The organism is Allocoprococcus similis (genome assembly GCF_054660775.1).
In genome coordinates, this window is sequence record NZ_BAAHSG010000046.1 from 1 (window position 1) to 23,238 (window position 23,238).

The 23,238-nt window shown below is 41.4% G+C and carries 22 protein-coding genes; all 22 read right to left on the reverse strand.

All coding sequences use genetic code 11. From position 1 onward, the window contains the following. Nucleotides 1-191: 191 nt before the first annotated feature. The 22 genes from ACYQ5K_RS15565 to ACYQ5K_RS15670 all read right to left on the reverse strand — a co-directional run bounded on the left by ACYQ5K_RS15565 (nucleotide 192) and on the right by ACYQ5K_RS15670 (nucleotide 23,163). Nucleotides 192-848: a hypothetical protein gene (locus ACYQ5K_RS15565; RefSeq protein WP_459777891.1), complete on the reverse strand. Its 657-nt coding sequence runs from the start codon at nucleotides 846-848 to the stop codon at nucleotides 192-194. A 10-nt stretch (nucleotides 849-858) separates the two neighbouring features. Then, nucleotides 859-1,311: a hypothetical protein gene (locus ACYQ5K_RS15570; RefSeq protein ID WP_459777892.1), complete on the reverse strand. Its 453-nt coding sequence runs from the start codon at nucleotides 1,309-1,311 to the stop codon at nucleotides 859-861. A 4-nt stretch (nucleotides 1,312-1,315) separates the two neighbouring features. Next, complete coding sequence (locus ACYQ5K_RS15575; RefSeq protein WP_459777893.1) at nucleotides 1,316-5,737, reverse strand: AAA family ATPase; 4,422 nt, start codon at nucleotides 5,735-5,737, stop codon at nucleotides 1,316-1,318. A gap of 22 nt (nucleotides 5,738-5,759) precedes the next feature. Then, nucleotides 5,760-7,271, reverse strand: coding sequence for a DUF4236 domain-containing protein (locus ACYQ5K_RS15580; RefSeq protein WP_459777894.1), 1,512 nt, complete (start codon nucleotides 7,269-7,271; stop codon nucleotides 5,760-5,762). Between the two features lies 1 nt (nucleotide 7,272). Continuing rightward, nucleotides 7,273-7,491 carry a DNA-binding protein gene (locus ACYQ5K_RS15585; protein ID WP_459777895.1) on the reverse strand — a complete coding sequence of 73 codons (219 nt, stop codon included), beginning with the start codon at nucleotides 7,489-7,491 and terminating at the stop codon, nucleotides 7,273-7,275. A gap of 169 nt (nucleotides 7,492-7,660) precedes the next feature. After that, on the reverse strand, nucleotides 7,661-9,160 hold the full coding sequence (locus ACYQ5K_RS15590; protein WP_459777896.1) for a glucosaminidase domain-containing protein: 1,500 nt from the start codon (nucleotides 9,158-9,160) through the stop codon (nucleotides 7,661-7,663). Next, nucleotides 9,147-9,575 carry a phage holin family protein gene (locus ACYQ5K_RS15595; RefSeq protein WP_459777897.1) on the reverse strand — a complete coding sequence of 143 codons (429 nt, stop codon included), beginning with the start codon at nucleotides 9,573-9,575 and terminating at the stop codon, nucleotides 9,147-9,149. Before ACYQ5K_RS15595 ends, ACYQ5K_RS15590 begins: the two co-directional genes overlap by 14 nt. 77 nt (nucleotides 9,576-9,652) lie before the next feature. Continuing rightward, on the reverse strand, nucleotides 9,653-11,050 hold the full coding sequence (locus tag ACYQ5K_RS15600) for a hypothetical protein (RefSeq protein ID WP_459777898.1): 1,398 nt from the start codon (nucleotides 11,048-11,050) through the stop codon (nucleotides 9,653-9,655). Further along, a complete protein-coding gene (locus ACYQ5K_RS15605) occupies nucleotides 11,051-12,949 on the reverse strand; it encodes a hypothetical protein (RefSeq protein ID WP_459777899.1) in 1,899 nt (632 codons plus the stop codon). Between the two features lie 15 nt (nucleotides 12,950-12,964). Further along, entirely contained in the window at nucleotides 12,965-13,327 is a 363-nt protein-coding gene (locus ACYQ5K_RS15610; RefSeq protein ID WP_459777900.1) for a DUF6711 family protein, read from the reverse strand. A gap of 1 nt (nucleotide 13,328) precedes the next feature. Next, nucleotides 13,329-15,998 (reverse strand): phage tail tape measure protein, encoded by a 2,670-nt coding sequence (locus ACYQ5K_RS15615; RefSeq protein ID WP_459777901.1) that lies wholly within the window; start codon nucleotides 15,996-15,998, stop codon nucleotides 13,329-13,331. Between the two features lie 53 nt (nucleotides 15,999-16,051). Further along, nucleotides 16,052-16,657 carry a class I SAM-dependent methyltransferase gene (locus ACYQ5K_RS15620; RefSeq protein WP_459777902.1) on the reverse strand — a complete coding sequence of 202 codons (606 nt, stop codon included), beginning with the start codon at nucleotides 16,655-16,657 and terminating at the stop codon, nucleotides 16,052-16,054. A gap of 143 nt (nucleotides 16,658-16,800) precedes the next feature. Then, complete coding sequence (locus tag ACYQ5K_RS15625) at nucleotides 16,801-17,295, reverse strand: AAA family ATPase (RefSeq protein WP_459777903.1); 495 nt, start codon at nucleotides 17,293-17,295, stop codon at nucleotides 16,801-16,803. Between the two features lie 241 nt (nucleotides 17,296-17,536). Continuing rightward, a complete protein-coding gene (locus tag ACYQ5K_RS15630; protein ID WP_459777904.1) occupies nucleotides 17,537-17,914 on the reverse strand; it encodes a hypothetical protein in 378 nt (125 codons plus the stop codon). Further along, a complete protein-coding gene (locus tag ACYQ5K_RS15635) occupies nucleotides 17,914-18,507 on the reverse strand; it encodes a major tail protein (RefSeq protein ID WP_459777905.1) in 594 nt (197 codons plus the stop codon). The genes ACYQ5K_RS15630 and ACYQ5K_RS15635 overlap by 1 nt, the downstream gene beginning before the upstream one ends. Nucleotides 18,508-18,511: 4 nt before the next feature. Continuing rightward, the gene (locus ACYQ5K_RS15640; protein ID WP_459777906.1) at nucleotides 18,512-18,829 is read right to left on the reverse strand and encodes a hypothetical protein; all 318 of its coding nucleotides are present in this window, start codon (nucleotides 18,827-18,829) and stop codon (nucleotides 18,512-18,514) included. A 3-nt stretch (nucleotides 18,830-18,832) separates the two neighbouring features. Then, nucleotides 18,833-19,213 (reverse strand): HK97 gp10 family phage protein, encoded by a 381-nt coding sequence (locus tag ACYQ5K_RS15645; protein WP_459777907.1) that lies wholly within the window; start codon nucleotides 19,211-19,213, stop codon nucleotides 18,833-18,835. Nucleotides 19,214-19,215: 2 nt separating this feature from the next. Continuing rightward, a complete protein-coding gene (locus tag ACYQ5K_RS15650) occupies nucleotides 19,216-19,548 on the reverse strand; it encodes a phage head closure protein (RefSeq protein WP_459777908.1) in 333 nt (110 codons plus the stop codon). Then, nucleotides 19,548-19,823 carry a head-tail connector protein gene (locus ACYQ5K_RS15655; RefSeq protein ID WP_459777909.1) on the reverse strand — a complete coding sequence of 92 codons (276 nt, stop codon included), beginning with the start codon at nucleotides 19,821-19,823 and terminating at the stop codon, nucleotides 19,548-19,550. The genes ACYQ5K_RS15650 and ACYQ5K_RS15655 overlap by 1 nt, the downstream gene beginning before the upstream one ends. Before the next feature lie 144 nt (nucleotides 19,824-19,967). Beyond that, nucleotides 19,968-21,161, reverse strand: a complete 1,194-nt coding sequence (locus ACYQ5K_RS15660; RefSeq protein ID WP_459777910.1) for a phage major capsid protein — start codon at nucleotides 21,159-21,161, stop codon at nucleotides 19,968-19,970. 6 nt (nucleotides 21,162-21,167) lie between these two features. Next, the gene (locus ACYQ5K_RS15665) at nucleotides 21,168-21,920 is read right to left on the reverse strand and encodes a head maturation protease, ClpP-related (protein ID WP_459777911.1); all 753 of its coding nucleotides are present in this window, start codon (nucleotides 21,918-21,920) and stop codon (nucleotides 21,168-21,170) included. Further along, entirely contained in the window at nucleotides 21,814-23,163 is a 1,350-nt protein-coding gene (locus tag ACYQ5K_RS15670; protein ID WP_459777912.1) for a phage portal protein, read from the reverse strand. The genes ACYQ5K_RS15665 and ACYQ5K_RS15670 overlap by 107 nt, the downstream gene beginning before the upstream one ends. Nucleotides 23,164-23,238: the final 75 nt, after the last annotated feature.

The window sequence follows — 23,238 nt, forward strand, 5'->3', positions numbered from 1 at the left end:
CTTCATATTATCTATCCATTTCCCTGTCATACTTTTCTACAACTTCTTCCGAAACCATAGCCAGTACCTCCATAACATAGTAAGGAGTTCTCTCCTTCTATGTTACAGGCAAAGGAAATGATACGAATTTAAACCTCAAAATAAAAAATAGAGAAATCGTCGCATTGTACGTTTTCTCTATTTTTTATATCTTATTCTCTTATTAGCGTATATATATTACTTCCATTTTCATCTACGCCATTAAAGTATGTAGTGTGATTCATTTCATAATACACCGCATAAGTGATTCCACCGCCACCATCTCTTGTTCCAATAACTTCCACTTCACCAACTGTAGGAACCGTAAATGTAGCTGGAGTGTTTGTAATCATAAAAGGATCACCTAATGGTGTTCCATTCACAACAACCTGTACATAATCTCCGTCCTCTGCTGCATAATCCCACACATAAAGTGTAGTTTCTTCATCATCTGAATCATGGGTGATTGTCATATCCCCGCCGATATAATTATCATCGGAAGCAAGTAATTTAGTTCCTGCTGCCAATGAAGTTGAAACATGACTTTCCAATGCATTTGCAGCTTCATCACTTGTATCAACGGACGAACTTGTTGCTCCCATGCTATAAATAATCATGGAAATAACACCTACAGCAAATACCAGCCAAGCACTTTTCTTTATCCTTTTTGTAAAAGCTGATTGCTCTTTTTTTACATTTCCGCCACCTTGCTGGTTAATGTTCGGAATATACTCCCTTTGGTCTTCTAATGGAACATATTGATTGGATGCATCTCCTTGTGGCACATTCATGCCAGCTGTAGTCTTTGATTCTTCTCTTATTTCTTTCATTGCAACACCCCTATTCTACTCTATCATACTTGTGGAGAATCATCGGATTCTTCTTTAGGTATACACACATCACAGCACGGCAGATTATCACCTGAAGTATCATAATAATAATCGTTGCCATATGTCTAGGTGCGCTAATCACTTGAAATCCTTTTGCTAATATTGCCTCTGCAATAGAAATAATCAAAAGATCCATTGTCAACATCATGCTTAATGGATAAAGCCAAGGCAATTTATAATAACATCTTCTGAATGCCGGTACCCACCCCGTAATTCCAAATACTAGTCCAGTTAAAAAGAGAAATACAAAGCCAATAGTAGATGATGAAAAACCAGTTTTTAACATAACGACAATATCGCCAAAGATAATCCCCAATATCACGAAAACCATCAGAAGCAGCGTCCATATAACTACACCAAAGAACCATAAGACTGCAAATAAATTCGCTATTTTATTCTTCATTTTCCTATGCCTCCTTTATATCTGCTTCAGTGATAACAGTCAAATCTTCTCTGGTTAATTCCGTTACACTACTCAATCTCAATGCCTGGTTATTTAAGGAACGTTCAAAAACGTTACGCACATAACGACCATTTCCAAACTGTTTATCCATTTTAGCAATATCAATCTTGTCTCTAAGAGCCGACTTAGCTTTATCACTTAGAACATAACCCTGTTCCGAATATAATCCATCTGCAATTTGCAGAAGTTCATTCGTTGTATAATCTGGAAATTCAATGATATTGGCAAATCTTGATTGCAATCCAGCATTTGAGTCTAGGAATCGCTGCATATCGTCGCTATACCCTGCAAGAATAACAACTAATCTTTCTCTGTTATCATCCATCATTTTTACAAGAGTATCTATAGCTTCTTGCCCAAAATCATTTTCTCCGCCCTGCGCAAGTGCATAAGCTTCATCAATAAACAAGACTCCACCCAAAGCAGTTTCAATTACACCCTTAGTTTTTATTGCAGTTTGTCCAACGTATCCCGCAACAAGACCTGACCTGTCTGTCTCAATCAGCTTGTTGGTCTGAATAACATTCATATTGTACAGAACATCTGCTACTGTTCTAGCCATCATTGTCTTTCCGGTACCCGGATTACCTGCAAATATCATATGCATAGTTTGTGTTGTATCCGTTTTTAAGCCGGCTTTTTTTCTTTCTGACTGCAACTTTAACCTTGCATTCAGGCTTCTGATATATCTCTTAACCGATTCCAGACCTATTACCTTCGACAGTTCTTTCTCTAAATCAAATGCTGTTGTATGGGTAACATCAGATTTGATGTCAGCTGGAATTATTAACGTTAAATCTTTTTCTTCTACATCAGATGTCGCTATTCTAGAACTTTGTCGGCGTATGATTTCCTCAACAAAGTTACGCACCATACGTCCATTTCCAGATGATGCATTTGCATGACGTTTCAATCTAATAATTTCCTCGTCCAGCAATCTATCCGAACCCTCTGCCAGAGAAAATCCACGTCCAGAAATCATCTGTTTACTTATCTCAAATAATTCTGTAGAAGTATAATCTGGAAAATCAATTCTTAAAGGGAATCTGGATTCTAATCCAGAATTAGCTTTCATAAAATCACTCATTTCCTTGCTATATCCCGCAAGGATTACTATAATTTCCCCCTTATGATCTTCAATAAGTTTAACCAATGTATCAATACATTCCTGCCCAAAACTTCCGCCAGCATTTGTTATTGAATACGCTTCATCAATGAACAAGACTCCACCAATTGCAGATTTAAATACCTCTTCTGTTTTCTTAGCAGTTTGTCCTACATATTCAGCAACTAATCCAGCCTTATCAGTTTCTACCAGCTGACCTTTTTTCAAAATGCCCATAGACTTAAACATGTCTGCTACAACTCTGGCAATCGTCGTTTTACCAGTACCCGGATTACCCGCAAATATCATATTTAATGACTGAGTTGTATCAACCTTAAGATCTGCTTTTCTTCTTTTTTCTGTGGCAAGACACATCCTGTATTGCGTACGTACAAAGTCTTTAACAGACTTCAATCCGATTATACCTTCTAATTCTTTCTCAAGATCAAAGTTTTTCAGCTTATCCTCTCCCTGAATATCTTCCGGAATAATTAAGTTAGTATTTTCTTGCTGTACATCTTGCTCAACTACTCGCACTGATTGTCTTCTGATAATTTCATCAATTAGATTACGAACCATACGACCATTACCCGCATTTATAGAAGCATATTGTTTCTGGTCTGCAACCTCATTTCTAAAAGCACGAACTCCATCATCTTCTAATCGGAATCCCCTTGCATCAATCATCTTGAGACCAATCTGATACAATTCGTCGGCTGTATAATCAGCAAATTCAACAAACAAAGGGAATCTGGATTCAAGCCCTGAATTAGACTTCATAAATCCCTTCATTTCTTTACTATAGCCCGCTAGGATTACTACTATTTCACCTCTATAATCTTCAATAAGTTTAACAAGTGTATCAATACATTCCTGTCCATAGCTACTTCCATCATTGGTAATTGCATATGCTTCATCAATAAACAATACACCACCTAAAGCGGATTTAAAAACTTCTTCGGTTTTCCTTGCTGTTTGTCCAACATATTCTGCTATAAGACCGCCTTTATCCACTTCAACTAACTGACCAGATTTCAAAATATCCATCGAGTGGAACATTTCCGCTACAACTCTCGCCATTGTTGTCTTTCCCGTTCCCGGATTGCCCGCAAATATCATATTAAGAGACTGGGTTGTATCAACATTGATATTAGCATTTTTACGTCTCTTGTTTGCCTGAAGCATTGTATATTGAGTACGTATGAACTTTTTAACTTCTTCCATTCCAATAATCTTGGACAAACTTTCTTCCAAATCAAATTCAACGATTTGATCGAAACCAAAATCAGAATCAATAAGTTCTTCCATATCTGCTGATGCATTATTAACAATTCTTTTTGACTGATTTAAAACAGCGGCTTCTATTAAATTTCTCACTAATCTACCATTACCGCCGTCATTTTTTCCTTTTATCTGGTGTTTTTCAAATTGATGACGCAAGCCTTCTTCACAACTGCTATGAAGCTTATAGCCCTTATAGGAAGCTGTTATTTTTGCAATTTCATACATTTCGTCAACGGTATAATCTTCAAAATGCACAAGGTTTGGAAATCTTGATTTAAGACCAGAGTTGGCTTTCAAGAAATCCTGCATTTCGTCTTCATAACCTGCAAGAATCACAACCAAATCATCTCTATTGTCTTCCATCCCCTTTACTAACGCATCTATAGCTTCTAAGCCAAATGCATCATTCTTATCACGACACAATGAATATGCCTCGTCAATAAATAACACACCGCCAAGCGCAGCCTTGATTACATCTGTCGTTTTTACAGCTGTATGACCTGCATACTGTCCAACTAAATCTGCTCGTGTCACTTCGTTTAAATGCCCAGATGATAATACACCTATTGCTTTCAGATATTTTGCAACAATGCGGGCGATTGTAGTTTTACCTGTTCCGGGATTACCAACAAAAATCATATGCATAGAAACATCTGATTTTTTTAATCCTTTCCCTTCTCGCATCTTCTGTACTTTGAAATTGGTTTCCAAATTCCAAACGTACTCTTTTACTTTTGCCAACCCAACAACTTTTTCAAGTTCTTTGCGTGCCTCTTCCAACTCCATTGCGTTGTAATTCTTCAGATACTGCGAAGTTTTTATTATTTCTCCGCCTTTAAGAACAACACAATATCCGTCATTGTAAGTTAAATTTGCACTTTCATCATCCCACAATATCTCTTGCAACTTCATCTCTGCTAGAGTTCCATATATGTGTTCATCAATATGATCTTCTAATCCTTTTACACCTTGAACCGGACTATATTTGCTTCCCAATGCTTCTATTATCAAATCATCAAATTCTATCTCCACTCGAAGATTCTTCTTACACTTAGCAACTAAATTTACACAGAGTGTGTATGCTAAATCTTTCACTTGACTGCTTGCAATCGTATCCAACTCAATTATATCGCCAATTTCTTTCACTATTTTATTACCAAGTACCGACACAATTTTTGCCTGTGATACTGTAGATGTGAAAACCAAAAACTTTCCATTGGTTGATATCTCAGAAATCAATTCTGTATTCAATACGCCTGTAGCTTCCATTAAGCTACCATTGCTTACCATATATCGCTTTGATAACTTATAGACACCCTCTGTTAGCAACTGATAAATAATATCCAGCTGTGTCAAAGATGCCTTCTCGATATTCTCAAATACTACACTTTCTGTATTGGTATTTAATGATTTATATAAATCACTTAAAAACAACGCATTGGATGAATCGGTCGCATAATCAACCATGTCCATATTTGCTATTTGATTATAGCGAAACACCTTCTTCTCTTTTAACAATTCTGTAATGCAACGTACCGCATATACCTTACCCCTGCTTTCTGAACCAAGTATCAAGATTGCATTCTTAGGTTTTGCATTATCAAACCCACGAACATAAGGTCTCTGAAATGCCTTACATAGGGCAACCTTATCTTTATCAGAACCAACCCAATATTTTGTCAACTCACCTGGCAGATTTTCAAACGCATTATTAGCTCGATTTACCACTTTTACATCTTCCTTAGAAGGTGTATAATTTTTCACTGGGGTTCTAGCAGTTTGTTGAGGTGAAGTTTGTACTGTTTGCATCACTGGAGCAGTCTGCTGTTGCATCGTTCCTTGTGTATGGACTTGCGATGTGACAGATGCATAATTTCGCTTTTCAGATTTTGCAATAAACCCTCTCTCATCAACGCATGCCTTTATTTGATATTCCGGAAATAAAAATTTCAATAATTCTTTTGCCTTGTTTGTCATGTTTTCTCCTTTTAGAACAGAACTACAAGTAATTTATTATATATCTTAGCCAATTACTTACCTTGCCACTCAATTCTTCTGCTGTTCCTTCTACCTTTTTAAATTTCCCACTATTACCCATAAGGTAACACATCCATGAATTACCATTTCTGAAGTTAAAACTTCCAATCAGTATTCCTTTATATTCCACATTAACGGTACCTGTGCTAAGACGCTGAATCTTACATGCTGTCGATAATTTATTTTCTAATAGCCCATTTCTAAAGTTTTCCAACAACATTCTTTCCTGAGAATTTGCATCATCTGGAATAAAAGATTCCTCACCACTTAACTCCTCGTCCTCTTTTGTTTCCCTTTCCACTTTTTCCTGAACTTTTTGCAAAACCGAAGTGATAACATTATGTTTCTCAGATTTAACTATTTCTTCGTTTATCGGAGCTGACTCTATCTGTTTACGCTCTTGCTCAGCAATAGCTCTAGCCTCAGCAGCTTCTGAAATCATCTTCTGTACCACAGTTGAGAATTGTTGTGCATTCTTTATATTGGATATGTAAAGTATCACATCTAAACCTGTTGGCGATTTAAAATTCAATGTTCCATAATGACATTTTGGCAACTGTCGATTATTACTGTATCTTTTATCAGGTGAACCATTTTTATTAACATACTGCCACGTATGCCCCACTACTTCTGCATCCCTTGGTGTCACTCCACTCTCAATAAACACAACACTCCCAACATCTATATGCATCTCTGAGTATTCAACACACCCCCAACTTTTTTTGCCTTTAACAATCAATCTATCAGGAAGGATGTACACTTCATCATTCAGAAGTTTTATATAATAGCAAGTTGCATCCGTCTTCAAAAAGAAAGGTTTCTTTTTCAAGAACTTAACCGGTTTCTTTTCAACACTTCTTGCTGCCCCTGCATTAACTTTTGTTGAACTGTTTGCCTGAATAGTATTTACTTGCCACACACCGTTATTATTTATAAGAGAAGCCATTGCTTGATCCATCATTTGGATTCTGCGCATTCCGTATTCATCAAATTCATATTCTACATTTATTTTTTTAGCCGTAGATAAATAAATCAACCCTGCGATTCCTGCCATAAAGAATACGACAAAAAATGGTGTACCCGGAGTAAGCAGTAAAAATATAACACTACTCCAAATTAATAATTTCCTGATTTTGGAATACTTTTTTATTGCCTCAATAAAATCTTGAGAATTATCTGTCACAAGCTGATTAACATCCGTTTCAGAAGCTTGATACAACAGATTGTGACTTTCTACTGTCACAGCTTGTGCCGGAGTAACACCTCTATTGGATGTACCTCTTTTCTTACTGCTACTGTCATCAACCCATGACAAACCGGTTCCTGGAATAGAATAAGTCTTTCTTACTCCACCACCAGCCTTCTTAGTTACACGATATCCTTTAGTTCCCCAACTATAACCAACGCCTGATTTACTAAAATTCACTCTAAAACCGCCACCAAGATTGATACTTTTCCTATACCTTAAAGCCATATTATTTCACCTCGTCATTATTTTTCTTCCGCCAATTTTTATATACACCAGAAACCACGCGGTTGTCTGTCGGCTTTTCTGCATTTACTGGAATAGCCCACACGTTACCAAATTTTGTAACACCCTCTATTTTTCCTTCTGCACACATAATTTGTACTGTCCGTATAGATATTCCCCATTTATCTGCAATATTCTTTACTGTTGTATATCCTTCTATCATGCATACCTCTCTACATCTCTTATAACTACTAGTTAAATTGTCATACAATTTATTATACTCGTTCTTGCGAAAAATGTCAATTTGCACCATTCACGTGATGCGTTATTTCTAGAAATAAAAAAAGACCTGCGAGCACCTTATCAGTACCCACAGGTCAATCCGCTACATCTTAAATTTTTTTCGCATAATCCAAACTAATCCATCCGACTCCGCTTTTCAGCTTGCCCCACTTCGTTGCACCCATGCCATCAGCTTCTGCAACAATAGTGAACACGCCGATATCGGTATATTTTCCAACCTTATCATAATTCGTTCCAGGTCCTTTTCTGATATTCAGATTCTTGATACTGACACGCACACGATAAGAAACCTTTTTCTGCTCCGGCTCAGATGATTTTGATGGTGTGTACACCACATTACCATTCCAGTCATAAACAGAATATCCCTCATTCTTATCTGCACATGCCTTTGCATTCTTGAGTACCTTATAAGCGCCCTTCTGGCTCTTAGCATCTGCCCAACTCTTACGGACTCTGTACCATTTCTCCGGTTCTGCATCCGTCTCTTTCACATCATACTGCGTCAGGTTCCACTTCTCGATGATGGAACACAGTTTCTCAACATAAGTAAGGGAAGTCGCATATCCACTATCCTTGATAATCTGTACCACCTTCTTGTAATCCGTCATTCCTGCAATGCCCTCATACCTCTTCTTACTACCATTCATGGCACCAAGAAGATAAGCACTGTGGTCTGCAATGGAATCTTCCACACACGCATATTTACGAAAATCTGCTGTGATGGTCTCATAGGAACCATCCGGATTCTGTTCTTTCGTTTGTTTTGTGTACACCGACTTTCCATCCCAGACAGAACCACTCCATGTGTTACCGGATAAGGATTTCTTCATTCCAAAACAGTTATTGGCATTCTGGGCAAGTTCACTCTTACCATATCCACTCTCCAGAATAAATTGTGCCAGAGAAACAGATGCCAGAATACCGCTTTTCTTCTGATCAGCAGTAAACAGCGCCCCTACCTTTGCAATCACATCTTTTTCAGAAAGATTTGCAAATACCGTTGCCTGTGTTCCTGATACCTTTTCTTTCATGGCAGCTTTTACATCCTTACGAAATCCATCCATAGTATAACCCATACTAAGCTGTCTCCAGAGATGTTCTGGGTCTCCGTGATTGCTTGCAATCCCCCTCTTGTGACCCTCTGCATGGCTGATGATGACTCCATCCGCTGTCGGATTCAGGTCATACTCCTTACAAAGCATTGCAAACAGTTCCACAGCCGCCTCATAGGTTCTCTTCGCCACAGCTTTTGCAGTCACCTTATCGGAACAGGTAAACGTAGAACCACCGGTGTATTTGATACAAGCCGGTTCGCACATCTCCACTCCGATATGGGTATTGTTGCATGAACCGCCACCATGCCAACCTCTGTAATTCCACGGAAGTGTCTGGTACACAGTACCATCATTGCCATCAATGAACGCATGAACACAGGCATTGTCATAATCTGCCCTGTTCCAACTGTTAATAAAAACGGATGCCCTCGGCTGAGGACACCCTACACTATGGAGCATAAGCCCCTTTACTGTAATTTTTTTCCCTGCTGTATAGCAAGGGTTCTTTGTCATAATCGAATTAACCAGCTTCATTTCCACCATCCTCACTTTCCGCTTTCTTGTGAAGCTGTGCCAGAACTGCCTTTAACTTCTCTGGAATTGGCAAGCCAAGATGTGCCGCATTCTCCAGTAAAGACACACCCTCATTGGACAGATAGAAGAAAATAACCGCAGTTCTTAATACTGCTCCTGTTCCAATCACTTCCACATCCAACAGATTGGCAATCCCCACAAGCATTAAAATAAGTACCTTCCTGCAAATTCCTTTAAATCCCACCGCACTGGATAACTTCTTATCAGAAATGGCACACATCACTCCTGTGATATAATCTGCTACCATAAACACAACCAGTGCATAGAGAAGACCATCATAACCGCCCAGAAAATATCCGAGCCATCCACCCACCGCAGTGAACACCATCTGAATCACATTCCAAAATTCTTTCATAACCTTTTACCTCGCTTTCTTTTTTGTGCATATGAAAAGGAGCCTTAGCACCATTGCCAAAGCTCCCTGTGATTAAATTATTCTGTTACCTCTGTCAGTTCATAGGTAATCTTCATTGTCTTATCCGTATTCTTGATGACCGCCGAATCCAGATTGTTGATACTTGCCAGATATGGAGTCATCAGAAATGTACTGTGGTAATCTGAACCATAGTTTCCGCCCCATGTGGTCACAAATTCCTTATACTGGAACAAAGGTGTTCCCGCATAGAGAAATCTCTTACTTCCGGCTGTCTGTATCACTGTATCATCCGGCTTAATCTGATAATCCCAACCGATAATCAGGTCATTTACCAATACAATATATGTTGCAGCGGTACTGGAACCGGACAACGCTGTCCCGGCTGATGTAAAACCAAAATCAATAAAAGTCACATCCGCTGAATTATTCAGATTGATCTTATAAATTCCGGTAAGTTCATAAGCCGGAACATACAGATAACCATTTCGGATGACACCCCTGTTTGTCCTTTCCACATAAGTATCCACCTTAAAACTTCCCACAGCCTGTAAGTGTGCATTGGATAATGTCCATACACCTTCCGTAATGGAATAATCATCTTTTTTAATCTTAATCCAGTACATGGTAGCATCACCGGAAGAATTACCCTGATTGGCAAATCCATACCAGTATCCGTCATGACCATCAAAGAAATTTCCGTATGGAGTGTAAGTTCCAAGAAAAGCAAAGGTCTTACAAGTAATAACCTTTTCTTCAATCAGCGTACAGGTCATGTCATTCAGCCTGTCATTGATGCCCAACGTAAACACCGGAAGTTTTTTCTTACGGACAATGACGGATGCATCCTGAAAACGGATACTGTACATCACATTATTCTCAAAATCCACTTCTACGGCACTGTAAATACTGGCCATTTCCTCTTGCTCCATAGCATCCAGAGTTACCCTCTTAAGTACAAGAAATGAATCCGCTGACCCTTCCATGTCTCCGTACACGTTCTTTCCACCCTGGGCAGAAGTCAGTGCCACCGCTGCAATCGTTCCATTTCCCTGGCTCGGTGTAAACTCCCAGACAAAACGATACCCATTATCAAGCACCTTGCTCTCCGTCAGGTTCATGCTTCCCCTTGCCACACTGGCGGTGGCATTGACATCATTGCTGGCATACGCCACTGGCAGTTTAGCCGTGGTCGGATATATATTTTCCACATCTTCTGTCAGTCGTTCAGAATAAAGAAGAATACCGCCGATCATGTTCGGGCAGATGGGCAAGAGTACATCATTCCACAACACATGTTCATCATATTCATCACTGGCCGCATAAAAAATCCCCATTGGATTTAACCCCAAAATATGGTTTACCGCATTGGTAAGCATGTTGGTTTCTTCCACACGCTCCACATCTCCTGTATTCGTATCGGTCAGTTCCAATACCATAGTTCCTTTTAACTTCATTTAGACCTCCGTTTCTATCGGCATTGCAAAAGCACCGATTTTAATTCTTTCCGTAAGCACATCTGCGTATGCTCTTCTCATAGTTTCATCAATCTTGAAGCTGACGCTATCGCTAAGACCAACCGCCTTTGTAACCGTTCCCACAGAGAATGCAGTAATCTTTTCTTCAATCCTGATTTCTCCATCCCATGCTTCTCCGGCTCCCATCGACTGTCCGGTAATGGCTGCCAGACAATTTCCTGTCTCCACACTCCCCGTACCGCATTCCATCCTCATGTAAACATTAAAGATGTTCCTGTAATTGGCGATTACATGGTCAATGGGATAATAAAGCATGATGGTGTGTCTCCCGGAATGCCATGTTTCTTCCGGCTGATGGATGTCAATGACCACATCATTGAGTTCAAATACAAAATGGGCAACTGCCATACCATCCTCATTCCACGCCACAGGCACTTCCAATTCTATGGTCTGCTCTTTCGTGTTTCCAATAACATCCGGTTCTGTACCTTCTTCCGTTATACCCTCTTCTGCTTCTTCGCCCTCGGTCTGTGTAACAACTACTGTTACATCTACAGCCGGAATCACCAGACTGGTCTTTGCTGTCACGCTTTTTTCCACAGGATCTGCTTTCACATCCACGATTACCGACCCGAAGAACTGCGCCATGACTTCCTCACTGGTTGCAAATTCAATGGAAATAATCTTTGTATCTGTATCAGAGATAGAAAAGGCACTGGCATTGGTAAAAGTATGGATGCCGATTTTTCCCGCTGTCTTATTTTCTTCAATCTGATTCAAAAGCCCAGAGATATTCTTGTCGTTCTTACTCTTTGCCCTTGCCAATCTCGGATTCTTACCGACACCTTTCAGTGTCTGTTTTCCTCCAATCTTTATCTGCATGGACATCACCGCAGATAGCTTTGCCCCGTCCGCATGACCTCCGGAAAATTTCAGTACATCCCCAAGGTCTAATGCCGGATTGCCAATGGTTTCAGAATCAAATGGTACATAATTGATAACTGCAAGGTCATTCAGGATATTGGTACAAAGTTCCTTTCTGGTCTCATCCACACCAAACTGTAACAGGGGATTTGTCCCCAGATTCATGGTAAGACCATCATCCGGCTCCAGTGCATAATACTCTGACATCTCCGTTTTTAAATTCGTAGAACTTACCGCTGTATATCTGGTAATGAAATCAGAAAAACTGGAAGTGAATCTGTGTCTGCTGCCAATCTCCATGACCGGCTCTGCACCGTACTTTCGTAGTTCCAGTTTCCCAAATCTGTTGATGCAGAAAAATCCACCAAGCACCTGCCCAATGTAATAGAGCATGTCACGGTAAGTTTCAATGTCATTTTCCGTATAAACAGAAAGCACCTCTGCCCCATTTGGCATTGCTTCTATTTCTTCCCTTGTCTGGGCGAGTTCCACACGACACGCTTTACTGCAAAGTTCCATAAAATCATAAGCATTACCAACTGTTTCAAAACCATTGAATGCCTCATCAAATCGGAGCATGTAATCATACGCCTTTATCTCCAAGCACTTGATTTTCCGGTTCGCTTCGCTGATTTCAAAAATCCCCATCGGTACTTCTTCCCATGAGCCATCATCCAATTCCAGATGATAGAACAATTCCACCAATGCATCTTCCAGTGTATACCTGTCTACATCCAAAAATAAGGTAATCCCCATCTCTGCAGCATACACCGTACCAAGTTCCATTTCCGTACTGCCACAGCACTGGGCGGAAATATATCCGCTTCCTTTTACAATCTCTTTTTCGGAAAACTCATGTACCACGCCTACCTTTGTGGTAATCTTTCCCGTCCAGTAATATCTCCTTGTGTTCTCCTGCACCGCTGACAGGAATGCTTCACTTACCGGGTACATTCAAACACCGCCTCCCTAAAATTCTTTCAAAGTAAAAGAAACTGTCCAAAGACCTTTGTAAGAAGTGTCTTTTTCCAGTTTCACCTTAAATCCTTCCACATACATTTCCGTATTCTTCATGTCCGCTGTCTCTGTATCAAAATAGTCCACCGACAACTTATCCCGTTTGGAATAAGCAGTCAGTGCTTTCAACCACTTTGCAGTCACAGAGAAAGAGACAGAAATGTTTACCACACCCTGACGTACAACATCCCTCTGTGTAGTTCCCGCTTCTGTCTCTCCGCTGCTGTCCGCTTCCACCGCCGTCAAGGACACATCATAAGAATCCGGCAGAGGAAGGACAGTTCCGTCAAATTTCAAATATTCAAAAAATGCCATCCTACCTTCCTCCACTTCTTAAATTCATTCTCTGCTGGGCATTTACAATGATTTCATCCAGCATGGTTCCGCCCAGATAAATCGGAATCACGATATCCCCATTCTGCCCATTTATCTGCGAAAGTGCATCTGTGATTGCAGACATAATACCGGATAGATTTTCCTGTGGAATAGTCGTACTACGACTATTCTCATATCCAACTCCGACCATAGCCATCTGTGGACTAATAACCATATCCCCGGCAACACCTTCCACAGCTTTTGTAACCATTGCCTTACTCTGCTCAATTCCCTTTGCCAGACCACTCATAAAGTCAGGCATCCAACTTTCATAATCTGTAAGTGGTCCTTCATCCGGAACAGAGAAATGCAAGAATGAACGGATTGTCTCCGCCACATTTGTTACCGCATCTTTTACCTTTCCAATGCAACTCTTAATACCATTCACAATGCCCTGAATAATATCAGCTCCCCACTGGAATGCGGAAGATGCCAGGTTCTTGATGAAGCTGACGGCATTGTTGAATCCGGTCTTGATGCTTTCGACAATCTTCGACACTGTACTTTTAATGCCACTCCACATGGAATTGAATGCACCTGATACCACCGACTTGATGGTGTTCAATACCGTAGTAAACACATTCTTAATCGTATTCCATACCGTTGTAATCACGGTCTTAATTGCATTCAGCACGGTTGTGATGACCGTCTTGATGGCATTGAACACCGTTGTAACAATGGTTTTATAGATATTGAAATAGGTGGTCACTATCGTACTGATCACATTCAGCACTGTGATAAATATGGTTTTGATGCCCTCCCAGATTGCAGAGAAGAAATTCTTGATTCCGTTCCAAATGGTCTGTGCCGCATTGCTGATTGCTTCCCATGCAGAGACAAAGAACTCTTTAATCGCAGTCCATACCGCAATGGCAACTTCTTTGATGTTCTCCCACAAGTCAATCCAAAACTGCCTGAACTCCTCATTAGTATTCCACAGATAAATAAAAGCCGCTACCAGTGCGGTAATGGCTGCAATAACCAGGAATATCGGATTGGCAAGCATGGTTGTATTCAGTGCTGCAAAAGCAGTCTTTATCGTATTGATAACTCCGGCAAGTTTTGGAACAACCGTCATAATAGTACCCACTGCACCCATAATCTTACCCACAATAATGAGCACGGGACCAACTGCTGCCACCACCATTCCAATAATGACAATGAACCTCTTTGTTCCATCACTCAGTCCGGAAAACCAAGCGGGCAGTTTGGAAATCGTTTCCGCCAGTGACATCAAAAGCGGTGCCAGTACGGACATAATCGCATTTCCCAATTCAATGGCTGTATTTTTAAGCTGATTGATTGCCACCTGAATGGTATAGGAATTGGTCTTTAGTTTTTCAAATGCGGTATCCGTTGCACCGGTGCTGTTCTGCATTTCTGCAAGAGTTCCATTAAAGGTTTCCACACTGTCTCCCAGTAAGATAAGACCGGCTTTTGCAGCCTCGGAACTTGACCACATATCACCAAAGGCAAGCCCCTGTTCTGTAGCAGTTCCCTCAATGACTGCCAGGCATTCCGATAAACTGTAACCACTGTTCATCAACTCTGCAAAGGAACTTCCTGTCTTTTCTTTCAGAATATCCGATACCTTTGTACTGGACTTTCCAAGTTCATTCAGCATGGAGTTCATATAGGTTGTGGATTCCGCTGTGGCAACACCGTTTGCAGTCATAATCGCATAACCGGCACAAAGCTGGTCTAACTGTACCCCATAGGCATTGGCAGTCGGAATAACCTTACCCATTGCAGATGATAATTCCGCAACCGTGGTCTTACCTAAATTCTGTGTCTGGATAAGCATATCAGACACATTTGTTACCTCACTTGCCTCCATGCCATAGGCATTTAAAATGGTTGTCAGAATGTCCAGTGCATCTCCGGCTTCTGCAAAACCGGCTTTCGCAAGTTTGGTGGAATTGGAAACAAAATTGACCGCATCCCCTGTGGACTGTCCTGCTGAAATGGCATTATACACGTTATCCGCAATCTCCGTGGAACTGATACCTGTCTGATTGGATAAATCCAAGATAGCCTTTTCCAGTTCATCAATCGGAACTTCCGTGGCATCTGCAATGGTGGATACCTTTGCCATTGCATCCTCAAAATCTAACGCTGCCTTTGTACTGGCTGTGCCCGCTGCCACAATACCGGCGGATACAACGGACATCTTCTTACCCACATCCGTAACCTTATCCCCGGCAGACTTTAAAGACTCTCCGGCATTGGCAATCTTCTGTAATGCCACCGCAGACTGTTCCGCCTGTTCCTCCAAATCTTCCAATGCCTGCTCCGTGGCAATGATTTCCCTCTGGAGTGCATCATACTGGTCTTTGCTTATCGCTCCCTGTTCCAAAGCGGCATTGGCCTGTTCACTGGCAGTCTTTAAGGCTTCCAGTTTTTCCTTTGTCGCCTGAACCTCTTCATTAAGAAGTCTCTGCTTCTGGGATAAGAGTTCCGTATTGCCCGGATCTAATTTCAGCAGTTTCTCCACATCACGAAGCTGCGACTGGGTATTACGGATTTCACTGTTCACACCCTTTAATGCTGTTGTAAGTTTCGTGGTATCGCCACCGATTTCCACGGTAATACCCTGTATTCTGCTTGCCATTTATCCTCTCACCTCCCGTTTTTAAGCAAAAAAATAGAAGCATTACTGCTCCGTCAATTTATCCATTTAATTTCTGGATTTCCTTTATATCCTTTTTCCCACACAAACCAGGCATAAGCCACCGCACTGGACGGGTACTTTTCAAACTCCCCATTCATGGCACATATCAGTCTGGATGAACTGACATATACCGTCTTTGGCGGATGGTTCAAAAAGAACTGCTTTCTGCTCTTACCCTCCAAAAATTGCAGTTTCAAAAACATGGCAACCTTTCTGCCTGGTTTCACTCTCTCCAGTGCTTTCTCCACAAACAGCAATGCATACTTATATGGCGGATTTGTAATAATATCCCCATCAAAATCTGCTATCGGCTCATGCAAGAAATCTACCGGTTCCTCATTTCCGTAGCCACGATAAATCAGATCCGTACTGATGACCTGATATCCATGCTCTTCCATAACCTTTGCCATGTGACCTTCCCCACAGGCACACTCCCAAATGACAGGAGCAAAGGTTTCTTCTGCCAGAAGCAGCTCCGTTGCCTTCGGCTCAGTCGCATAATAATCATGGCTCTGTCTTTCCTTATCAGAATGATTGGACGCTCCCAGTGTGGTATAAATACTGTTCCTGTTCCCCGTCCAGTCTTTATTTACATTCAAAATTCACCACCCGCTTTCTGTTTTTGGGTATAAAAATGGCACCTGCCATTTTCTGACAGATGCCGTAAATAACTATATTTTCTTTTTTGATTGTCTCCGTAGAACTGAAATTTTCTATTTTCTACAAATGGGGCTTTGTAGCATCATAACTGCTTGATTTCATTTGCAATCATGGACACCGATTTTTCATTGGTATCGATTTTTATCGTGTTGAGTGTTTCATACATCAGTATTCTTGCTACGCTTCTCTCAATTACATCTTCAGAACGAATACCATTTTCCACATCTTTAGCTAATCTCCTACGCAAATTGGCTTCATCAGCAATAAGTGAAACACATTTCACTTCACAGTTTTTTGTATCCAGTTTTTCCAAGATAGAATCTATGATAGGCTGTTGGTGCATTACCCAGCAAAAAATCACATTCGCATAAGCAGAGCAATGCAAAAAGTTATTTAATAAGTAGCAAATATTATCTGTCACCATTGCTTTGGTTTCGTTAGTTACTTGGAATGGGTTTGCATCCCAACACCAATCCCCATCAAGAAATACGCTATTGGGCAAATCAGATTTTAGTTGCTGGCTAACAGCAGTTTTGCCGACTCCCATTGTTCCGCCGATTATATATAAGTTTTTCATATCCACTCACCTAAAAATTCAAATTCTCGTGAGCATCTACCCACGAGAATAATCATACTACAAAAAGACATTTTTCTCAATTAGAAGCGGTCAAAATCTTCCTGTGTGGCAAATTGTGTATATTGGCAGTCATCATTTCTGCTCTCCGCATACATATCATTGATAAGACCTATCGATAACAGTTCCAAATCTGCCATCGATAAGCCTAACTGTACACACCTTAACAGGAATAAGGGTGTTGTCATTTCACGGTCTGTCTGACGAAGTTTTTTTTAGCTTCCACATCCGTTTTTACATTCAGTCCCCAGAGTTCAATGAGCTGCGGCAGTACCTGATAAATGGAAAAAGTATTGAACCCATCCAGCCACTCTTCCGGCGTGTTCGGAATGGACGCATCCGCATGTTTTGCCATGACAAATGCGATATTTTCAAACATTTCCAAAGAAAACATATCCAGATTGGAACTTTCCTCACTGTTATCTCCAATGGATTTTTCCAGTGCTTTCAGGTCCTTGTAAATATCCCTCTGGAACTTCATGCGGTAAATTCTCGGAATGGCAGCAGATGCCTTAAAGGACACCTGCTTACCATCAATTTCAATCTGCTTAATCATGCTCATTATGCCACGCCTCCTTCATCTTCTTCTGCAACTACAGGCATGTACACAGCCTTATACCAGTCATTGTAAACGGTTGTGTCTGTGGTATTTCCTGTCTTTGCCTTCACAAGCCCACTGGAAAGCGGTGTTGCCTTAATGGTCAATGTTTCTGTCTGTACCTCTCTGGTATCCTCATTGGTCTTGCCCTCGATGCCCGGTCTGGATGCGGCACAATTATAAAGCACATGACGGATGTGTCTCTGGTCACCGTCAAATTCAAACAGTAATGCAAAGGACTCCAGTTCCACCTGTGCGTTCTCAATCAGAACACCATTATCATCTAACTCTTCCTTCAGGATTTCTGTACGAAAATCTTCCGGAATGAGTGCCAATTCCAAATCGCCTTCATAACCCATGTTGTTATTGATAACATAGTAGGCGATACCATCTGCATAAAAGTTTTCCGGTTCTCCATTGGCATCCAGAGAAATAGACACGGAACCCGGAATGGATTTCGGATCTCCATAAGAAACCGTTCCATCCTCTGCAATGGTAAGTAACGCATAGTGCGCATTTTTCAGATTATATTTTACTTTGTTATTCTTATCTGCCATTTTACTAAACCTCCCATTCAAATGTGTAAAGGACTTCATAGAGCTTTTCGCTCTCTATCCATGTTTCAGATTTGTTGTAAAAGATTCCGTGTTCATCAAGCACGTCCTCCAACTGCTGTTCCACCGCCAAATCTTTCAAATCGGTGTACAGTTCTATATGAACCTCATTTATCTTGTAATAGACCTTGCCATCCGCTGAGAAGTTATTGCTTCCCGGAAGCAGATAACAGATAAATGGTGGTTTCGGTGATTCCCCTTCCGCAAAGTGATGGTATGCATAGGGAATCTGTGTTTCATTTAAAATCTGCAATAATTCTTCCATCTTCTAACCTCTCAGTGCTCTTTCAATCTCTTCCTGTAGCTGTCGGATTCCGTTCTGCTCTGCCGGTGCGATATGGGCTTTTCCTTCCACTCTTCCGCCATTTCTCTTGGCATGACCAAATTCCAGAAGATGGGCAAGCTGATAACGGTTCTTTGAGTGAACCACCATATGAAGCTTCGTAGAAGTCTCACTGACCTTCTTGGTTGTCCAGCTTTTCTGATAGGCACCCGTATCCTTCGGAGCATTTGACTTAATCTCTTTCTGCACCGTCTTACTAGCACTCTTGACTGCTTCCTTCATATCATCAATGGCAAGTTCTGCATATTCCGTCAGACCTTTCATGATCACATTAGCCATGTCATCAATCCTTACTGTCGAAGCCATGATTACCGCCTCGCTTTCTCACATCGGAACTTCAAAGATTTCTTCTTCCAGTTCATGTGATCCACGGAAAGAATATTGTAAATCTCCCCACGGAACAAAATGCGGAAACCTGTGGACACGATGTCCACAAGTTGATTGCAATATCTGACGGTAAATGTAATACTCGCACCATCTACTGTCTGACTGGCTTCTGCTTTTTCACTTCCACTTTCTCCACCAATCGTGGCAAAACAGGAATAGTAGTCTTCCCAAGCATTCTTTCGATTTCCGATGCTGTCCGATTGAACCACCGATTTCTGAATCATAATCTTTTCATTCAATAATGAAATCTTCATCAGAATCCCTCCTGTCTGCATCCAAATAACAGAGAACGGAGTGATAAAGTCAATGCATGATGGTCAGCCTCTTCCCGGTGTTCATACAGGTAGGCAACTGCATACATCACCGCAATCCTCGCACAAGGCTCTTCCTCAAAAGTATCCTCATCCACAATCCTTGCCACATCCATGCATAAAGTCTGGGCGGATTCCATGATATTTCGGAGCAGAACATCATCATCCTCAAAGTCTACACGAAGATATTTTTTCATCTCATCTAACGTTACTACCACGTTTCCACCTCCGCATGATGTGTCACTTTTCGACATTTTTCGACTTTTTTATGTTCCGGTTCGGAACATTCTGCTTTGTCAAGCAACATTTCGTTGCATTGTAAGATGGTGCCGGACTAAGCCGACACCACCAAACTTTTAGGATTACGCACCCATCTTTAAAATCTGCACTGCTTCAGGAAGCACTAACTTACCATCCACACGTTCCTTGGCAACAAAGCCGACCATACCATTTCCGGCAAAGAGTTCCTTAAGTTCTGCGAAAGAACGAACCCCACGGTCACCAATGTTGTAGTAGCTGAAATCACCGAAAGCAATGACAGGCTTACCAGCTTCAATTACAGGAACATAGGCAGAAGTCATTACCTCATAGCCAAAGAGTCTGTCCGGTTCTCCAGCCTGTAAAGAAGGCTGCCATAAATACTGACCGTTTTCATCTTTCAGCTTACGGAGTGCCGCAATGGTTGCGTCATTCATAATGAATTTTGCTTTCTTACGGTAAGGTCTCTTAAGTGCATACACGAGATTGATGATCTCATCGGCTGTGATTTCTGTTGCACTTGCAGCAGTTACGCCGATTTCTCCACCACCCTGTTCCGCAAAGATACCAAGAGGCTTGCCTGTACCATCACCATTGAGGAACGCATCCTCTTCTGCATTTGCCAATGCTCTGGAAAACGCACGAATCAGATAGTTCTCAAGACCAAATGCATTGTCATAAAGCAACTCTTCTGTAACCTTTACAGCCACATGGAGTTTGTGCGCATCCAGATTGATCTGGTCGAACTTCGCATCACCAAAAGTTAATGCCTCACCCTCATCAATCCATGCTGCAGCCGGTTTAGAGCCCGCAATGTTAATTTTGCGTTCTCCACTGGTTGTGATAGTTGTACCAAGTCTACGGAAGATATTTTCCTCTTCCAGACCTTCAATCAATCTGGAATCATACTCTTCCGGCACTAAGTAACCACCGTCAGTGTCAATACCTTCAGAAAGAACATTTCTGATGTTACGGAAATTATTGCGGATTGCATGGAGCATAGCATCCTTATACTCATCGGAAGCACGGCCTGTCTTCTTCTGAGGTTCCTGACCACCATTCATAGGTTTACCGGTAAGTGGAGTATTCACAGGCTTATTAAGTTCTGCTTCCATAGCCTCCATCTCTTCCATACGTGCAATCTCAGCAGAATAGTTCTGCACTTTCTGCTCCATTTCAGCGTAAGTTGCTGCATCCTCAGCGGATAAAAGCCCATCCTTATCACGCTTTGTTTCCACGAAAGCCTTTGCAGCTTCCCATGCTTTGTTTCTCTTTTCTCTTAATTCTAAAATAGTCATTGTAGATTACCTCCAATTTTTCATTAAATTAAGCCGACTCATCAGCGAATCGGCTTTGACTTTGTTTGTTTCTGTAGTTACTTCTTTCTGCTCTATTCGACACTTTTCGACAATCTTATCCTTTAAGGAATTGACTACCGCTGTTTTTGAATACAGCATGGAAACCTGGGGAACTTCCATATCCACAGCACCATTTCTCTGGATGATTTCATCCGCAAATCCAAGCTCTATCGCTTTGTTTGCGTCCATCCAAGTTTCTGCATCCATGAGATGTGCAAGTTTCACTCTGGAAAGACCTGTCTTAATCTCATAGGCATTGATGATGGAATCTTTAACACCGGCAAGCATGTCGATTGCCTTCTGCATTTCAGAGGAATCTCCAAAAGCAATGGTCATCGGATTGTGGATCATCATCATGGACACCGGAGACATCAGCACTTTATCCCCGGCCATTGCAATGACCGAAGCGGCACTTGCAGCAATGCCATCAATCTTAACCGTGACATTCCCTTCATACTCACGGAGCATGTTATAAATCTGTGCTGCAGCCACACAATCACCGCCAGGTGAATTGATCCACACCGTAATGTTTCCACTTCCGTCCATCAATTCTTCTTTGAACATTTGCGGTGTGACATCATCATCAAACCAACTATCCTCTGCGATGGTGCCGTTTAGGAACAGTGTTCTCTCCACCGTTTCCGTCTGTGTCTCCTGATTCAGAACCTTCTGGTTCTTCCACTTCCAAAACTTCTTCATTCGGTTCGCTCTCCTTTCCCGCAAATATTCCTGCGTCTTTTAACTTGGTCATATTTCCATTGATAAGGTAAAGGTCTCCACCTTCCTCTTCTGGAATACGGTCAAGATTTTCAAGTTCCCTGATATCATTGGCACTCATCCAGCCATTCTGTCTGCCGATGGCATACCCATTCATACGGCTCTGATAATCGCCACGGAGCAACCCGTCCACATTGAACTTGACAAAGTATTGTGTTTTTTCATCCGCAGAAAATAAGGAACGGACAATGGCCTGTTCCCACCTTGCAACCCAAGGGTCTAAGGTGTATTTCACGAACTCCAAAGACTGCTGCTCTATATTAGAAAAGCTCGATTTCTCCAAATCCCCGACCATGTGTGGCGGAACTCGGAAAATTCGAGCTATTTCATTTATCTGAAATTTTCTTGTTTCTAAAAACTGTGCCTGTTCCGGACTAATGGAAATCGGTGTGTACTTCATCCCCTCTTCCAGAACCGCAACTTTATTCGCATTGGAACTTCCACCAAAGGCAGATGTCCAACTATCCCTTACCCTCTGTGGGTCCTTTACGGTTCCCGGATGTTCCAGAATACCACCAGGTGTGGCACCATTTGCAAAGAACTTGGCTCCATACTCTTCACAGGCAATTGCCATGCCAATCGCATTCTTCGCCATTGCAATCGGAGAATACCCAACTAAGCCATCAAACCCAAGACCAGGAATGTGCAATACATCCGATGGTTTCAGATTTACCATGCTACCTTTCATAGTGGGTGCATCATCCTTACTGGTATTGTACTGATAATAAAGCTGACCTTTATCATCCCTGTCCACCGTCATTCGGTTCGGCATCAGTGGATACAATGCAATGATCTCTCCCTTGCCGTTACGGATAATCTGGGCGTATGCATTTCCCCACAGAAGCAAATGCGTCATTAATGTCTCTCTGAACACAAAGGAAGTCATTTCCGGATTCGGTTCATCATGGAGCAAAAAATAAAGCGGATGTTTTACCGCCTTTTCCTTACCACCATCCCCGTTATATTTATAAACATGAAGCGGAAGACTTGCCACCGCCTCTGATAAGATACGCACACAGGAATAAACCGCCGTCATCTGCATGGCAGAACGCTCATTGACATTCTTGCCACTGGAACTGCCGCCGATAAAGAATCGGTATGCACTGCCAGATGTTGCATTCTGTGGCTTGTCTCTTGATTTGAAAATAGATTGTAAAATTCCCATCTTCCTCGATCCTCCCTAAAAATGAGCATAAGAAAAGCATCTACCATTTCTGATAAATGCTCCCAACTTATAAAA

Coding starts and splice junctions, on each gene's coding strand:
- ACYQ5K_RS15565 (WP_459777891.1), bottom strand. CDS start 848: ATGAAAGAAATAAGAGAAGAATCAAAGACTACAGCTGGCATGAATGTG.
- ACYQ5K_RS15570 (WP_459777892.1), bottom strand. CDS start 1,311: ATGAAGAATAAAATAGCGAATTTATTTGCAGTCTTATGGTTCTTTGGT.
- ACYQ5K_RS15575 (WP_459777893.1), bottom strand. CDS start 5,737: ATGACAAACAAGGCAAAAGAATTATTGAAATTTTTATTTCCGGAATAT.
- ACYQ5K_RS15580 (WP_459777894.1), bottom strand. CDS start 7,271: ATGGCTTTAAGGTATAGGAAAAGTATCAATCTTGGTGGCGGTTTTAGA.
- ACYQ5K_RS15585 (WP_459777895.1), bottom strand. CDS start 7,491: ATGATAGAAGGATATACAACAGTAAAGAATATTGCAGATAAATGGGGA.
- ACYQ5K_RS15590 (WP_459777896.1), bottom strand. CDS start 9,160: ATGAAGCTGGTTAATTCGATTATGACAAAGAACCCTTGCTATACAGCA.
- ACYQ5K_RS15595 (WP_459777897.1), bottom strand. CDS start 9,575: ATGAAAGAATTTTGGAATGTGATTCAGATGGTGTTCACTGCGGTGGGT.
- ACYQ5K_RS15600 (WP_459777898.1), bottom strand. CDS start 11,050: ATGAAGTTAAAAGGAACTATGGTATTGGAACTGACCGATACGAATACA.
- ACYQ5K_RS15605 (WP_459777899.1), bottom strand. CDS start 12,949: ATGTACCCGGTAAGTGAAGCATTCCTGTCAGCGGTGCAGGAGAACACA.
- ACYQ5K_RS15610 (WP_459777900.1), bottom strand. CDS start 13,327: ATGGCATTTTTTGAATATTTGAAATTTGACGGAACTGTCCTTCCTCTG.
- ACYQ5K_RS15615 (WP_459777901.1), bottom strand. CDS start 15,998: ATGGCAAGCAGAATACAGGGTATTACCGTGGAAATCGGTGGCGATACC.
- ACYQ5K_RS15625 (WP_459777903.1), bottom strand. CDS start 17,295: ATGAAAAACTTATATATAATCGGCGGAACAATGGGAGTCGGCAAAACT.
- ACYQ5K_RS15630 (WP_459777904.1), bottom strand. CDS start 17,914: ATGAGCATGATTAAGCAGATTGAAATTGATGGTAAGCAGGTGTCCTTT.
- ACYQ5K_RS15635 (WP_459777905.1), bottom strand. CDS start 18,507: ATGGCAGATAAGAATAACAAAGTAAAATATAATCTGAAAAATGCGCAC.
- ACYQ5K_RS15640 (WP_459777906.1), bottom strand. CDS start 18,829: ATGGAAGAATTATTGCAGATTTTAAATGAAACACAGATTCCCTATGCA.
- ACYQ5K_RS15645 (WP_459777907.1), bottom strand. CDS start 19,213: ATGGCTTCGACAGTAAGGATTGATGACATGGCTAATGTGATCATGAAA.
- ACYQ5K_RS15650 (WP_459777908.1), bottom strand. CDS start 19,548: ATGAAGATTTCATTATTGAATGAAAAGATTATGATTCAGAAATCGGTG.
- ACYQ5K_RS15660 (WP_459777910.1), bottom strand. CDS start 21,161: ATGACTATTTTAGAATTAAGAGAAAAGAGAAACAAAGCATGGGAAGCT.
- ACYQ5K_RS15665 (WP_459777911.1), bottom strand. CDS start 21,920: ATGAAGAAGTTTTGGAAGTGGAAGAACCAGAAGGTTCTGAATCAGGAG.
- ACYQ5K_RS15670 (WP_459777912.1), bottom strand. CDS start 23,163: ATGGGAATTTTACAATCTATTTTCAAATCAAGAGACAAGCCACAGAAT.